14 protein-coding genes are annotated in these 13,273 nt (G+C 70.0%); 9 read left to right on the top strand and 5 right to left on the bottom strand.

All coding sequences use genetic code 11. From position 1 onward, the window contains the following. Window positions 1–149 precede the first annotated feature (149 nt). Window positions 150–1,505, bottom strand: a complete 1,356-nt coding sequence (locus tag VNT59_RS12640; protein WP_325498781.1) for a CHASE3 domain-containing protein — start codon at window positions 1,503–1,505, stop codon at window positions 150–152. A 121-nt stretch (window positions 1,506–1,626) separates the two neighbouring features. On the opposite strand from VNT59_RS12640, the gene VNT59_RS12635 reads away from it, so the two are divergent. Next, the gene (locus VNT59_RS12635; protein ID WP_013902425.1) at window positions 1,627–2,259 is read left to right on the top strand and encodes a response regulator; all 633 of its coding nucleotides are present in this window, start codon (window positions 1,627–1,629) and stop codon (window positions 2,257–2,259) included. Window positions 2,260–2,266: 7 nt separating this feature from the next. On the opposite strand, the gene VNT59_RS12630 is transcribed toward VNT59_RS12635, so the two are convergent. Continuing rightward, window positions 2,267–2,656 carry a response regulator gene (locus tag VNT59_RS12630; protein WP_325498760.1) on the bottom strand — a complete coding sequence of 130 codons (390 nt, stop codon included), beginning with the start codon at window positions 2,654–2,656 and terminating at the stop codon, window positions 2,267–2,269. Window positions 2,657–2,892: 236 nt separating this feature from the next. On the opposite strand from VNT59_RS12630, the gene VNT59_RS12625 reads away from it, so the two are divergent. The 4 genes from VNT59_RS12625 to VNT59_RS12610 all read left to right on the top strand — a co-directional run bounded on the left by VNT59_RS12625 (window position 2,893) and on the right by VNT59_RS12610 (window position 7,418). Then, the gene (locus VNT59_RS12625; RefSeq protein WP_325498759.1) at window positions 2,893–3,069 is read left to right on the top strand and encodes a hypothetical protein; all 177 of its coding nucleotides are present in this window, start codon (window positions 2,893–2,895) and stop codon (window positions 3,067–3,069) included. 9 nt (window positions 3,070–3,078) lie between these two features. Beyond that, window positions 3,079–5,376 carry an AsmA family protein gene (locus tag VNT59_RS12620; protein WP_325498758.1) on the top strand — a complete coding sequence of 766 codons (2,298 nt, stop codon included), beginning with the start codon at window positions 3,079–3,081 and terminating at the stop codon, window positions 5,374–5,376. A 79-nt stretch (window positions 5,377–5,455) separates the two neighbouring features. Then, window positions 5,456–6,874, top strand: a complete 1,419-nt coding sequence (locus VNT59_RS12615) for an amidase (protein WP_325498757.1) — start codon at window positions 5,456–5,458, stop codon at window positions 6,872–6,874. 193 nt (window positions 6,875–7,067) lie between these two features. Then, window positions 7,068–7,418, top strand: coding sequence for a hypothetical protein (locus VNT59_RS12610; RefSeq protein ID WP_325498756.1), 351 nt, complete (start codon window positions 7,068–7,070; stop codon window positions 7,416–7,418). Window positions 7,419–7,440: 22 nt separating this feature from the next. Here VNT59_RS12610 and VNT59_RS12605 read toward each other — a convergent pair whose 3' ends face one another. After that, window positions 7,441–8,205 carry a molybdopterin-synthase adenylyltransferase MoeB gene (locus VNT59_RS12605; protein WP_325498755.1) on the bottom strand — a complete coding sequence of 255 codons (765 nt, stop codon included), beginning with the start codon at window positions 8,203–8,205 and terminating at the stop codon, window positions 7,441–7,443. 302 nt (window positions 8,206–8,507) lie between these two features. On the opposite strand from VNT59_RS12605, the gene VNT59_RS12600 reads away from it, so the two are divergent. Genes VNT59_RS12600 through VNT59_RS12585 form a run of 4 tightly spaced genes read left to right on the top strand, consistent with a single transcriptional unit; the run spans window position 8,508 to window position 11,719 of the window. Then, complete coding sequence (locus VNT59_RS12600; protein WP_325498754.1) at window positions 8,508–8,939, top strand: response regulator; 432 nt, start codon at window positions 8,508–8,510, stop codon at window positions 8,937–8,939. Beyond that, a complete protein-coding gene (locus VNT59_RS12595) occupies window positions 8,936–9,661 on the top strand; it encodes a response regulator (RefSeq protein WP_325498753.1) in 726 nt (241 codons plus the stop codon). The genes VNT59_RS12600 and VNT59_RS12595 overlap by 4 nt, the downstream gene beginning before the upstream one ends. 40 nt (window positions 9,662–9,701) lie before the next feature. Beyond that, window positions 9,702–11,054: a cytochrome c3 family protein gene (locus VNT59_RS12590; RefSeq protein ID WP_325498752.1), complete on the top strand. Its 1,353-nt coding sequence runs from the start codon at window positions 9,702–9,704 to the stop codon at window positions 11,052–11,054. A gap of 2 nt (window positions 11,055–11,056) precedes the next feature. Continuing rightward, window positions 11,057–11,719: a cytochrome b/b6 domain-containing protein gene (locus VNT59_RS12585; protein WP_325498751.1), complete on the top strand. Its 663-nt coding sequence runs from the start codon at window positions 11,057–11,059 to the stop codon at window positions 11,717–11,719. 40 nt (window positions 11,720–11,759) lie between these two features. Here the strand turns inward: VNT59_RS12585 and VNT59_RS12580 are convergent, their stop codons facing one another. After that, window positions 11,760–12,761, bottom strand: coding sequence for an NAD(P)H-dependent glycerol-3-phosphate dehydrogenase (locus tag VNT59_RS12580; RefSeq protein WP_325498750.1), 1,002 nt, complete (start codon window positions 12,759–12,761; stop codon window positions 11,760–11,762). 28 nt (window positions 12,762–12,789) lie between these two features. After that, on the bottom strand, window positions 12,790–13,254 hold the full coding sequence (secB, locus tag VNT59_RS12575) for a protein-export chaperone SecB (RefSeq protein ID WP_325498749.1): 465 nt from the start codon (window positions 13,252–13,254) through the stop codon (window positions 12,790–12,792). Window positions 13,255–13,273 lie beyond the last annotated feature (19 nt).

The following is a 13,273-nucleotide window of genomic DNA, read 5'->3' as shown; positions in this document are numbered from 1 at the left end:
CGGCGCCGCGACGCCTGCGGCAAGGGTAGTGCCCGCGCTCGAGCGCGAGTGATCAGCGGCAGGCGTGACCGGATGTCGGTAGGCGGGGGTGGCGTACGTAGGAATGCGCTGACGCGCAAACCGGCGCTTTCGGACAAACTCGGCCGGACTCAGGCCGCAGTGAGCACCTGCTTCGGCAGCACGGCCGAGATCCGGCTGCCCTTGCCCGGGGTCGACACCACGGTGAGCCGCCCACCGGCCGCTTCGACCCGGTGCCGCATCCCGGCGAGGCCGTGGGTCGACGGGCGGATGGCGGTGACATTGAAGCCTTTGCCGTCGTCGCCGATCTCGACCTCCACGTGGTTCTCGTGGTTCTGGAGCGTGATGGCCACGTGCTTGGCTTCCGCGTACTTGCCCACGTTGGTGAGCGACTCCTGCACCAGCCGGTACACCGTGAGCTGGCTCGGCTCGTCGAGATCGACCCGTTCGAGTTCGGAGGTGACCTCGATCCCCGAGCGCTCGGAGAACTCGCGTGCCAGGATCTCGAGCGACGCCGTGAGCCCCAGGTTGGACAGCGACGACGGCCGCAGGTCCTCGATGATGCGGCGCTTCAACGCAATGCCGCTGTTGAGCGCTTCGTTCAGATGCTGAAGCCGCTGCGACACCTCCGGCGTGACGGGTGTGCCCAGTCGGGACTTGAGCCGCGCGACATCGAGCTTGGCCGCCGTCAGCAGGGCCCCGAGCTCGTCGTGCAGTTCGCGCGCCAGGTGCCCGCGCTCTTCTTCGCGCACCTGCTGCAAGTGGGTGGCCAGTTCGGCCAGCGTCGCGGTGCGCTCGCGCACCTGGCGCTCGAGCAGGTCGCGTTCCTGCTGCAGGATCTTTTGCTGCTGTTCGCCGGCGCGCTCCAGCGCCGTCGTCTGGCGCAGATACAGATAGAAGGCGAGCAGGCCGGCCATGGCGACCGCCGCGATGCCGATGCGCGAAAGCAGCAGGGAGCGGCGCACCTGCACCTGGCTGACTTCCATGCGCGCCGTCGACGAGTTGATCAGTTTGGTCGCCTGCTCGCGGATGGCATCCATGTGCTCCTTGCCGACGTCGGTCATCAGCACGAACTTCCAGGCGTCCTCGTTGCCCTGCTTGCGCATCCGCACCGACAGGTCCATCTCGGCCAGCTTGCGCTGCACGTTGCGGGTGAGCTGGCCCAGGACGGCGTACTCGTCGGCGTTGGGGGCGTAGATGGTGCGCAGCGCATCGAGCTGCTGGCCGATTTCGGCGACGGCGGCGTTGTAGGGTTCGAGATAGCGCGGGTCCCCCGTGAGCAGGTAGCCGCGCGAGCCGGTCTCGGCGTCGAGCACGTGCTGCAGCACCCGGTTGAGCGATGCGCGGGTGCGGGAAGCATCGGCGATGTTGTCGAGGGCCTTGGTGGACTGGGTGAAACCGGTTTCGTTGATGCCGATGAGAACGCACGCTGCCAGCAGCGCGAGCGCCAGGCTGATCCCCATTTTCGGCATGGAGAAGAAACGCATGAATCTCATGCGGGCCTCCGCTCGTTGTGCCTAAAATCCAGAATAATCATGACCGAAGGGTAGGTCTTTTGAGTTGAAAGTTGGGCACAATGCTCCAAACTAGACGCGAAAGAGGACACACATGATCAAAGTCGGCATTGTCGATGACCACGCCATCGTCCGTTCGGGGCTGAAACAGTTCTTCTCCGAACAGGTCGACCTGCGGGTGGTGGGCGAGGCCGCGAGCGGCCGCGAAGCGATCGATCTGGTGCGCACCACGGAACTCGATGTCCTGGTGATGGACCTGTCGATGCCCGGACAAAGCGGCATCGACGCGCTGGGCATGATCCGCGCCAAGGCGCCGGACGTCGGCATCCTGATCCTGTCGGGCTATCCCGAGGAACACTACGCGATGAACCTGATTCGCCAGGGCGCGAGCGGCTACCTCAACAAGGAATGCGAGCCGATGGAGATCGTCAACGCGATCCGCACCATCGCCCTGGGCCGGCGCTACATCTCGCCGGCCGTCGCCGAACTGCTTGCGCAGCAGCTCAATCGCAAGGAAGGCGGGGCGCCCCACGAGCAGCTGTCCGAACGTGAATTCCAAGTGTTCCTCAAGCTCGCCAAGGGCGAGACCGCCGGCGACATCGCCAAGGCCCTCTCCCTGAGCGTCAAGACCGTCAGCACGTACCGCACGCGCCTGATGGAAAAAATGAGCCTCGCTTCGAACAGCGATCTCACCTACTACGCGCTCAAGAACAAACTGATCGACTGAGCCGAATTCAGGCATCCGGCCGCGATCCTTCGGTCTGCAGGATGCAGTACTCGACCAGGGCGTCGATCTCGTTCGACTTGTCGAAGACGGCATCGGCGCCCAGCTGCATGCAGCGCTTGCGCATGTCGGTGGTGGCGTAGTTGCTCAGGACCACCACCCGCTGCCCGGCGTCGCGTCCGCGGCACGCTTCCAGGACGCCCAGTCCGCTGCCCTGCTTGAGAAACAGGTCGACGATGGCGAGGTCCCAGCCGCCGCGGTGCTGACCCAGCCAGTCGGTGGCCTGGCCCTCCGTCTCCGCCCACCCGAGCGGCTTGATGGATGCGAGTTCTTCCAGCGCACCGATCAGGTTCTCGCGGATCGTGGCATTGTCTTCGACGATGTAGGTGCGCAATTCCACAGCTGGTCGGATCAGGGCTGGAAGGGCTTCACGGTGTTGATGTCGTTGTCGCGAGCGCAAGACCGGAGGTCGCTCCTGGGGCCCCCACTCTTGCATTCTGCCAGTGCAGCGTACAGGGCCCGGTAGGATGAATCCTACAGTCCCGGCGTAGGTCCGGGCTGACAGGAGGAGCCGTGACCAACCGACCAGGCACGGCGCGTGGCTTGCGCACACTGGACTGCCACAGGAACCACGCCATGAGACTGCTGCTTCAATCCGCCATGATCTTCTTCGGCACGCTGATGGCAGCAGCCCTGCTGGCGCTGGGCGAGCCGCAGCCGGCGCCACAACAGCCGTCCGCGGGCGAGCGCCAGGTGCTGGTGGTGCACCGCTCGTGGCACGAACCGAGCGCGCCGGCCCACGCCGCGCGCTGACCGCATCGCATGGACGGCGCCGCGACCCATGAACCATCGCTCGGCCACCCGCTGTGGCTCAAGATCGTCCTGGGCATCGCCGTGCTGCTGGCGGCGCTCGCGCTGCTGATCGCCTTCTTTCCCTGGGACGTGCTGCGCGGCCCCCTGAATCGCTACGTGAGCGAGCGGACCGGGCGCCACTTCGAGATCACCCGCCGGCTGGACGTGAAGCTCGGGCGCACGACGCGGATCGTGGCCGACGGCATCGAATTTGCGAATCCCGAATGGGCGCGTGACCCGCTGCTGGTCAAGGCCGACGGCGCGGAGATCGACGTCGAACTGCTGCCGCTGCTCAAGCGCCGGATCGTGCTGCCGCTGATCCGGTTCACCAGGCCGCAGCTGGGCTTGCAGATCGAGCCCGACGGCCGCCGCAGCTGGTCGATGGGGCGCGACACCAAGGACCCCGCCAACCTGCCCGACATCGGGGCCCTGGTGGTGGACGAGGGAACGGTGCATTTCGTCGCGCCGGCCCACGGTGCCGATATCCACACCCGGTTCGCGATCGACGGTCCGTTGCGCTTCACCGCACCGGCGGCCGGCAAGGACCAGGCCAACGGCGGCGCCCCGGCGCCGGGCACCGAGGGTGGCGCCCTGCCATTGAGCTTCACGGCCAAGGGCACCTGGCAGAAGGAAAGCTTCGCGGCCAAGGGCCGCACCGGCAACGTGCTGTACCTGCGCGGCCCGCTGCAGCGCCCGTTCCCGGCTGAGATCGAAGCGACGGCCGCCAACACGACGCTGCGCGCGAAGGGCTCGGTCGCGAGCCTGGCGACCCTGGATGGCGCCAACGCCAGCTTCAGCATCCAGGGCCGCGACCTGCAGGAGCTGTACAAGCTGGTCGGCCTGGTGCTGCCCGCGACGCCGCGCTACTCGCTGCAAGGGCAACTGGCCAAGCAAGGCGAGGTGTGGCGCATCGCCGGCATCAACGGCAAGCTCGGCAACTCGGACCTGCATGGCGAACTCGCCTTCGACCGCGCCCGCGAGGTGCCGCTGCTCACCGGCAAGCTCGAATCGAAAGCGCTCGACTTCGACGACCTCGCGCCGCTGGTGGGCCTGGACGAGCAGCCGCGCAGCGCCGCCGCGCTGCCGCAGGTCAAGGGCGACCGCTCCAAGCCGCTGCGGGCGGCGTCGCCGGCGCAGGACGGCGGCCGCAAGGTGCTGCCGACGGCGCTGCTGGACGTCGAGCGGCTGCGCAAGATGAACAGCGACGTGACCTATCGCGCCGCCAGGATCTCGCACGTGAAGCAGTTGCCGCTGGATCGCATGACGGTGCACGTGCGCCTCAAGGACGGCGTGCTGAACCTCGATCCCATGGACGTCGGCGTCGCCGGCGGCAGCCTGGCCGGTCGCATCCGCATCGACGGCGGCGCCAACCCCGCGGTGGCCGAGGTCCATCTCGACGCGCGCTCGCTCGAGCTGAACCGGCTGTTCCCGACGGCGAAGCTGACCAAGGCCAGCTTCGGCAAGATTCACGGCGACATCGACCTCAAGGGCCGGGGCAACTCGGTGGCGCACATGCTGGCCAGTTCCTCGGGCGCCGTCGCGCTGCTGATGGGACGCGGCGAGATCAGCAACCTGCTGATGGAGGTCGCCGGCATCGACGGCGGCGAGATCATCAAGTTCTTCGTGGAAGGCGACAAGAACGTGGAGCTGCGTTGCGCGGCGGCCGCGTTCGACGTCGACAAGGGCCTGATGACCACCCGGGCCCTGGTGCTGGACACCAGCGACACCGTGATCTACGGCAACGGCCAGGTGAGCCTGGCCAACGAGGCCATGGACATCACCTTGCGGCCCTATCCGAAGGACATGAGCATCCTCAGCCTGCGCTCGCCGCTGAAGATCGCCGGCACCTTCGGCCAGCCGAAGGCCGGCCCGGACAAGGGCGCGCTGGCGGCGCGCGGTGGCCTGGCGCTGGCGCTGGGGGCGGTCAATCCGCTGCTGGCATTGGCTGCCACGGTCGAAACCGGGCCGGGCAAGGACGCGAATTGCGGACCCGCCTTGCGGGAGGCCGCCTCCGCGTACCAGGCCGCTCGCATCGCCGTGATGGCGCAGCCGCCGGAGGCGAAGGATCCATCGAAGAAGCCGGGCCTGCTCGGCCGCATCCTGGGCGGCGCCAGGAATTCGCAGCCGGCGCCCAACGGCAAGGACGAGCACGCTGCCCCCACGGATGGGCCCGCGGCCAAGGCGCCGTCGCCCGCGGGGGGCGCGCCGTCCGACCAGGCCCAGCGCCCGCATGCGCCGGGCGCGCCCGGCACCACGTACGGGCCCTAGCCCCCGGCGCCTAGGGCTAACACCAGCGACGCGCGGCGCAGCGCGCGCGCATCATGGGCGGCTCCAGGGAGAGACCGTCATGTCCGATCTCACGCGGTGCTCGGCGACCGAGCTGCTGCATCTGTACCGTACCCAACGCGCCTCGCCGGTCGAGACCACGCGGGCGTTTTTCGCCCGCATTCGCGAGCTCGATCCGCTGCTCAAGGCGTTCTGCTGGATCGACGAGGCGCCGGCGCTGGCCAGCGCGCGCGCGAGCGAGCAGCGCTGGTCGCGCGGCGCGCCCTGCGGGCCGCTGGACGGCGTGCCGGTCGCGATCAAGGACCTGATCCTCACCCGCGGCATGCCCACCCTGCGCGGCTCGCGCAGCATCGATCCCGGCCAGCCGTGGGAGATCGACGCGCCGGTGACGGCCCGACTGCGCGAAGCCGGCGCCGTGCTGCTGGGCAAGACCACCACGCCGGAGTTCGGCTGCAAGGGCGAGACCAACTCGCCGCTGACGGGCATCACCCGCAATCCGTGGGACCTGGCCAAGACCGCGGGCGGCTCGTCGGGCGGCACCGCGGCCGCGGTCGCCGCCGGGCTGTGCCCCATCGCCATCGGCACCGACGGCGCCGGCAGCGTCCGCATTCCCGCCGCCTTCTGCGGCAACTTCGGCCTGAAGCCGAGCTTCGGCCGGGTGCCGGCCTATCCGCTGTCGCCATTCGGCACGGTGGCGCACCTGGGGCCGCACACGATGAGCGTCGCGGACGCCGCGCTCGCGATGAACGTGATGAAGCGGCCCGACGCGCGCGACTGGACCGCCTTGCCCGCCGACGAGAGCGACTACTGCGCCGGCCTGGAGGACGGCATCCGGGGCCTGCGCATCGCCTTCTCGCCCACGCTCGGCTATGCCAAGGTCGACGCCGAGGTCGCCCGCGCGGTGCGCCGCGCCGTGGACCGGCTGGCCTCCATGGGTGCCCACGTGGAGCAGATCGATCCGGGTTTCGACGATCCGCTCGAGATCACCACCGGGCTGTGGTTCGTCGGCGCCTGGACGGTGTGGAGCGGGCTGACCCGGGAGCAGCAGGCCGTGACCGACCCGGACTTCCGGGCCGAGGCCGAACTGGGCGCCGGCTACAGCGCACTCCAGGTGCAGCAGCTCAACCTGCGCCGCGGCGAACTCGGCTCCCGCATGCGCCAGTTCATGATGCACCACGACCTGCTGGTGACGCCGGCTGTCACGGTGCCGGCATTCGACGCCAGGCCGGCCGGGCACAGCGTGATGAATCCCCAGGCGATGCTGGGATGGACGCCCTTCAGCTACCCCTTCAACCTGACGCAGCAGCCCGCGTGCACCATCCCATGCGGCCTCACCAGCGCCGGCTTGCCGATAGGCCTGCAGCTGGTCGGACCGATGTTCGGCGATGCACTGGTGTTGCGCGCGGCCCGGGCCTACGAGCAGACGCAGCCGATTCCGCGGCCGCCCCGGGTGCCGCCGGATGCGCGCGGCGCCCGCTGAGACACCTCGACCGTGGGGCCCAGCGGCTGCGACTGATTGTGGCTAATCTTTGCGATTGTTACGTTGACCGGGCCTTGACAAGGACGTTCCTCCCATGCGGGCGCTTGGCACAGCGTCTGTAATTTGTTCAGGCATCCGTGTGCGCGCGCAGAGCCATCTGCCCCACGCGGCGCATGCCGGCAAGGGAGGTCACATGCGTTCTCACAGGAACCCCGGCCCGAGAAACGCACTGCGCGCCAGCGAGCGCCCGCGTGCCTGGGCGGCCGCGCGCCTGCGTCCGCCACCGCCCCCGGGCAGCCATGCCCAGGACGGCCCGCGCAGTCCCTTGCTCGAGGTGCTGGCCTTCGCCATCACCGCGTCGGCGGCAGGCATCTACTGTCTCGTTCCGCCACTGGACGAGGACCGCCGCGCTGCGGCCCCCAGCGCCGCCTTGCCGGTCGTCGTCGGCCAGGTCGATGCATCATTGCAGCCGTCCGCCGACCTGGCCGCGCCGGCCGGGCCCCCGGTGAACGCCGGCCCGCCTACGCGCTTGGCCCGCCGCTGAGGCAGCGGCGCCGGGCTGGCGACTAGCGGGCCGCGAGCCCGCGGCCGCGGCACACGGGGCACTCCATGTTGCGCGGCACGCGCACCTCGTGCCACTCCATGTGGCGCGCGTCGAGCATCTGCAGCCGACCGGCCAGCGAGGTGCCCGCGCCGCTCAGGAGCTTGAGCGCTTCGGCGGCCTGCACGGCGCCCACGATGCCCACCAATGGCGCGAAGACGCCCATGGTGGCGCAGCGCGTTTCCTCGAATTCGTCCGCCGGCGCGAACAGGCAGGCGTAGCAGGGGGACTGCGGGTCGCGCGTGTCGTAGACGGTGACCTGCCCGTCGAAGCGGATCGCGGCGCCCGACACCAGCGGCTTGGCGTGCCGCACACAGGCGGCATTGATCGCGTGACGCGTATGGAAGTTGTCGGAGCAGTCGATCACCACATCCGCCGCCGGCACCAGCCGCGCCAGCAGCGCGTCGTCGGCGCGTTGCGTGACGGTCTCGACCCGCGGCTCCGGATTGATCGCCGCGATGGCCTCGCGCGCCGATTCGGTCTTGGGCCGGCCCACGCGCGCCAGGTTGTGCGCGATCTGACGCTGCAGGTTGGTCAGGTCCACCAGGTCGTTGTCGACGAGCGTGATCCGCCCGACACCGGCGGTGCCGAGGTAGAGCGCCACCGGCGAGCCGAGCCCGCCGGCGCCGATCACGAGCGCGTGGCCCGCCAGCAGGCGCTCCTGCCCTTCGACGCCCACTTCCTCGAGCAGGATGTGGCGCGAGTACCGCAACAGCTGGTCGTCCGTCATGGCGCCATTGTCGGCCAACCTTCGCCCGCGCCGTCGCGTGGCAGGAGGCCGCCGCGGCATGGCCCGGTGTATAGGCCGCGCCGCGCCGGCGGCGATGACGCAAGTCGTTGATTGGCCGAAGGATTCCCCGCGCGGGCCGGGCCGGCTGCATGGCGCGGATGTACTTCGCGCCCGCCGCGGCGCCCGGCCCGCGCCCGCGCTCCGATGCGCAAGTCGTTGCCACGCAAGCGAAATCCCGAAGCCGCGCGAGCCTGGCACGGCTGATGCTTTGAGCCAGCCATAGGGAAGACCAGGCGGACACCATGAACCACAAGGCCAAGATCCTCATCGTCGACGACGAAGAAGTGGTGCGCCGCAGCTTCACGCGGATCCTCGACTCGGCGCACTGCCAGGTGAAGTCGGTCGAGGGCGGGGCCCAGGCCGCCCAGGCGATGCAGGACGACCCGGCCGACGTGGTGCTGCTCGACCTGCGCATGCCGGACGTCGACGGCATGACGGTGCTGCGCGCGCTCAAGCAGCGGTGGCCGGCCAGCGAGGTGATCATCGTCACCGGCGATCCCACCATCGAGTCCGCCAAGGAAGCCGTCGCCCTCGGCGCCTACGACTATCTCGCCAAGCCGCTCGGTCCCGACCAGGTGATCGAAGCATCGACCGCGGCGCTCCGGCACAAGTGCTGGGCCCTGCACAGCGTCGCCGGCCCCCATCAGCCCGAATTTCAAAGGAGTCCATCATGAGTGCACTGCGCAAGGTATTGGTCGTCGATGACGACCCGGTGGTTGGCAAGAGCTTCAACCGTGTTCTGTCCGGCAAGGGCTACATCGTCGTCACGGCCGAGGACGGCTACGACGCGCTGCAAAAGCTCCAGGCCGAAACCTACGACGTGGTCTTCACCGACCTGCGCATGCCCGGCATGAACGGGCTCGAGGTCGCCGAACGCGTGAAGGCACGGCAGCCGTGGACGCCCGTCGTCATCGTGACGGGCTACGGCAGCCAGACCAGCGAGGAACGCGCCCGCGCCGCCGGCGTATCCGAGTTCCTGCACAAGCCGCTCTCGCCCGAGATGATCGAGGCGAGCACGGCCAAGGCGCTGCAGCCCGCGCCGGTCGCGCCGGCCGCCGCGCCCGCGGCAAGCCCGGCCGTGCCGGCCGAAGCACCGCCGCAGCGGGGCACGTTCGTCAACATGCTGCTGTTCCTGTCGGCACCGTTCGTCGGTTTGCTGTACGCCGTGCTGCTGCCGTTCGTCGGCCTCGGCATGCTGGCCTGGATCGGCGGCAAGGCGGCGCTGGCGTCGCCGCGGGTGCGCGAAGGCCTGGCCTTCGCCGGCTTCATGCTCAGGCTGTTCGGCGCGCCGTTCGTTGGACTCGGCTACGTCATCGCCTATCCTTTCGTGGGGCTCGCGATGCTGGTGTGGACCGGCGCCCGGGCCCCGGCTGGCGCCGCAGCCGCGAAGTCGTGACGGAGCAGGTGCCGGGCCCGAACGCTCGAGCGAGGACGGCATGACAACCTCCGGCACCTTCCCCGGCACGGCCGACGGCCGGCGCCGGGCCGTGGCCTTCGTGGCGGTGGTCCTGGCGCTGGTCGTGTCCCTTCCCGGCCTGGCGGCGCAGGCCGCCCCGGCCAGGGACGTCCTCTCCAGCCAGGACAAGGCTTGTCTCGCATGCCATGCCAGGCCGGAACTGGACCGCACCCTGGGCAACGGCGAGCGGCTGTCGCTGGCCATCGCGCCCAGGGCCTTCGCATCGTCGGTGCACGCGGCGGACGGCTGCGAAGGCTGCCACTCCGACCTCGACGCCGCGACGCACGGCAAGGGCGGCAGCAGGCCGGTCGCCAGCCGGCGCGCGTTCGCGCTCGGGCAGATGGAAACCTGCCGCGACTGCCACAAGAAGACGATGAAGCAGTACGAGGACAGCGTCCACGCGGCCCTGGTGAAGGCCGGCAGCGAGAAGGCGCCGCTGTGCACGGACTGCCACGACCCGCATGCCACCCGTTCGGCCAAGGAGCGGGGGGCCGGGCAGGCGCAGGCCGCGCCCTGCCAGGCGTGCCACGGCGCGATCACCCGGGCCTTTGCCGACAGCGTGCACGGCCAGGGCGGCGACGAGGCCCTGGTCTGCAAGGACTGCCACCGCACGCACAACGTGGCGGCGGCGGCGCTCGGCGACCATCTCAGGACCGGCTGCCTGTCCTGCCACAAGGAAGTGGCGACCAGCCACGCGCAGTGGCTGCCCAACACGCAGCGCCACCTCGAGGCGATCTCCTGCCCGGCCTGCCATTCGCCGGGAACCACGCGCCGCGTCAACCTGCGCGTCTACGAGGGTGGGGCACCGCAGCAGGCCGGCAGCGTCGGCGTGCCCAAGTTCGTGAAACTGGCCGACGAGGCGGGTCGCACGCCGGCGGGACTGGACGCGCGCGCGCTGTGGAGTCTGTTGCAGGAGTTCAACCAGGAAGGCGCGGCCGCCAGGACCGTGCTGCGCGGCCGGCTGGAAGTGCAGACCGGCGTGCAGGCCCACCGGCTCGCCGCGAAGGGCCTCGCGCTGAAGGACTGCGACACCTGCCACCGCCAGGGCGCTGCCTCGTTCCAGAGCGTCACCGTGAGCATGGCCGGCGCCGACGGCCGGCCGCTGCGGCACGACGCGAGCCAGGGTGTGCTGACCTCGCTCGAGTCGATCGGCGCGGTCGGCGGCTTCTACGCGATCGGCAGCACGCGCATCAAGCTGCTGGACGTCCTGCTGCTGATGGCCCTGGCCGCCGGCATCGCCATTCCGGGCGCCCACTTGGTGATGCAGCTGATGTTCCGCCGGCGGCGGGCCCGGCCGGCGGACGCCGACGGACCATCGAAGGAGAGGAGCTGATCATGGGCAAGCTGTACGTCAACCCCCTGCCGGTGCGGATCTGGCACTGGGCCAATGCGCTGCTGTTCATCGTGCTGATCGTCACCGGCGTGCAGATCAGGTACCTCGACCTGTTCCAGCTGATGTCGTTCCGCACCGCCGTGGTGGTGCACAACTGGGTGGCGTTCGCGCTGATCGCCAACTTCCTGCTCTGGCTGCTGTTCTACCTGTTCTCGCCGCGGAACATGGCCTACCACCCGGAGTTCAACATCATCAAGCTGACCAAGGCTTCGCTGGCGCAGATGCAGTACTACGGCTGGGGCATGTTCCACGGCGAGCCCAATCCGCACCGGATCGACCCGTACCACAAGTTCAACCCGCTGCAGCGCACGCTCTACCAGATCCTGATGCTGTTCCTGCTGCCGCTGCAGTTCGCCACCGGGCTGCTGCTGTGGGACGTCAAGCGCTTCTCGCACCTGATCGACCTGGTCGGCGGCATCCGCGTGGTCGACACCGTGCACGTGCTGATCTTCATCTTCTTCGTCTTCTACATGTTCATCCACCCCTACCTGGCCACCCTGGGGCACACGCCCACCGCCCACATCAAGGCGATGATCACCGGCTACGAGGATGTCGACGAAGACGAGCCGGCGCCGCCGGTGGCGCAGCACCCGGCGCAGGCATGACGGAGTTGGGGCGGCCCTGGGGAGGCGCCGCCCGGCGGGCTCAGCCCTCGGCGACGGGGTCGCGTCCCATCAGGGCCGCGACCGCGCCCGAGGGCTTCAGCTCGCCATCGAGCAGCGCCACCACGGCGCGGGCGATCGGCATGTCGACGCCGGCGTGGGCGGCGCGCCGCACCACCGCCCTGGCGCAATAGACGCCTTCGGCGACGTGGCCCAGCGAGGCCACCGCTTCGGCCAGGGACTTGCCCTGGGCCAGCAGCAGGCCGACGCGGCGGTTGCGGCTCAGGTCCCCGGTGGCGGTGAGCACCAGGTCGCCCAGGCCCGACAGGCCCATGAAGGTTTCCGGGCGGGCGCCGAGCGCGACCCCGAGCCGGGTGATTTCGGCCAGGCCGCGGGTGATCAGCGCGGCGCGGGCGTTCAGGCCCAGCTCGAGCCCGTCGCACAGGCCGGTGGCGATCGCCAGCACGTTCTTCACGGCACCGCCGATCTCGACCCCGGCGACGTCGTCGTTGGCATACACCCGCAGCTGCGGGCTGTGGAACGCCGCCACCAGCGCGGTGCGCACGCCGGGATCGTCGCTGGCGGCGACCAGCGCCGTCGGCTGGCCGCGCGCCACCTCGATGGCGAAGCTGGGGCCGCTGAGCACGCCGGCGCGCAGGTCGGGCGCGACCTGGGCCTTGACCTCATGGCCGAGCAGGCCGTCGCCGCCGCCGGCCGGCGCCTCGAAGCCCTTGCACAGCCAGGCAACGGGGCCCGGGTGCTGCCGCAGCAGCGCGAGCAGTTCACGCAGGCCCGCCATCGGCGTGGCGACGACCGCCAGATCGGCGGCCACGGCGAGGCTCGGCACGTCCGACGGCGCCCCGGAGGTGATGGCCAGTGCCGGCGGCAGCGCGATGCCCGGCAGGTAGCGCCGGTTCTCGCGCCGCGCCCCGATCGCGTCGGCCTGGGCGGCGTCGCGCGCCCAGAGCGTCACCTGATGCCGGCTGGCGGCCGACACGGCCAGGGCCGTGCCCCAGGCGCCGGCGCCGAACACCACGATCTTCATGGTCCTGCCCGCGCCGGCCGCCGCCCGTTCAGGCGGTGGTGATGATGCCGGACGGCTGCTCGGCCTGCTGGGCCTGCTGCTGCTCGTACATGGCCTGGAAGTTGATCTCGGCCAGGTGCACGGGCGGGAAGCCGGCGCGCGTCACGATGTCGGACACGTTGCTGCGCAGGTAGGGGTAGACGATCTGCGGGCAGGCGATGCCCATGATCGCGCTCATCTGCTCGGCCGGGATGTTGCGGATCTCGAAGATGCCGGCCTGCTTGACCTCGACCAGGAACACCGTCTTGTCCTTGATCTTGGTCGTGACGGTGGCGGTCACCGCCACCTCGAAGACGCCGTCGGCGGCCGGCGCGGCTTCCACGCCGAGCTGGATGTCGACGGTCGGCTGCTCCTGCTCCAGCAGGATGGCCGGGGAATTGGGCTGCTCCAGCGACGCTTCCTTGAGGTAGACGCGCTGGATCTGGAACACGGGATCGGCTTGCTGGTCGGCCATGGCTTTGTTTCCTGTCAAT

Source organism: Ramlibacter sp. (genome assembly GCF_035554825.1).
Classification (GTDB): Bacteria; Pseudomonadota; Gammaproteobacteria; order Burkholderiales; family Burkholderiaceae_C; genus Ramlibacter.
The sequence above is the reverse complement of the archived record's forward strand: the minus strand, read 5'-3'. Positions and strand labels throughout refer to the sequence as shown.

Excerpts from the sequence above, each read along its gene's own strand:
- VNT59_RS12580 (WP_325498750.1), bottom strand. The coding sequence starts at position 12,761 with ATGAAGATCGTGGTGTTCGGCGCCGGCGCCTGGGGCACGGCCCTGGCC.
- VNT59_RS12635 (WP_013902425.1), top strand. The coding sequence starts at position 1,627 with ATGATCAAAGTCGGCATTGTCGATGACCACGCCATCGTCCGTTCGGGG.
- VNT59_RS12595 (WP_325498753.1), top strand. The coding sequence starts at position 8,936 with ATGAGTGCACTGCGCAAGGTATTGGTCGTCGATGACGACCCGGTGGTT.
- secB (WP_325498749.1), bottom strand. The coding sequence starts at position 13,254 with ATGGCCGACCAGCAAGCCGATCCCGTGTTCCAGATCCAGCGCGTCTAC.
- VNT59_RS12600 (WP_325498754.1), top strand. The coding sequence starts at position 8,508 with ATGAACCACAAGGCCAAGATCCTCATCGTCGACGACGAAGAAGTGGTG.
- VNT59_RS12605 (WP_325498755.1), bottom strand. The coding sequence starts at position 8,205 with ATGACGGACGACCAGCTGTTGCGGTACTCGCGCCACATCCTGCTCGAG.
- VNT59_RS12590 (WP_325498752.1), top strand. The coding sequence starts at position 9,702 with ATGACAACCTCCGGCACCTTCCCCGGCACGGCCGACGGCCGGCGCCGG.
- VNT59_RS12585 (WP_325498751.1), top strand. The coding sequence starts at position 11,057 with ATGGGCAAGCTGTACGTCAACCCCCTGCCGGTGCGGATCTGGCACTGG.
- VNT59_RS12620 (WP_325498758.1), top strand. The coding sequence starts at position 3,079 with ATGGACGGCGCCGCGACCCATGAACCATCGCTCGGCCACCCGCTGTGG.
- VNT59_RS12615 (WP_325498757.1), top strand. The coding sequence starts at position 5,456 with ATGTCCGATCTCACGCGGTGCTCGGCGACCGAGCTGCTGCATCTGTAC.
- VNT59_RS12610 (WP_325498756.1), top strand. The coding sequence starts at position 7,068 with ATGCGTTCTCACAGGAACCCCGGCCCGAGAAACGCACTGCGCGCCAGC.
- VNT59_RS12625 (WP_325498759.1), top strand. The coding sequence starts at position 2,893 with ATGAGACTGCTGCTTCAATCCGCCATGATCTTCTTCGGCACGCTGATG.
- VNT59_RS12640 (WP_325498781.1), bottom strand. The coding sequence starts at position 1,505 with ATGCGTTTCTTCTCCATGCCGAAAATGGGGATCAGCCTGGCGCTCGCG.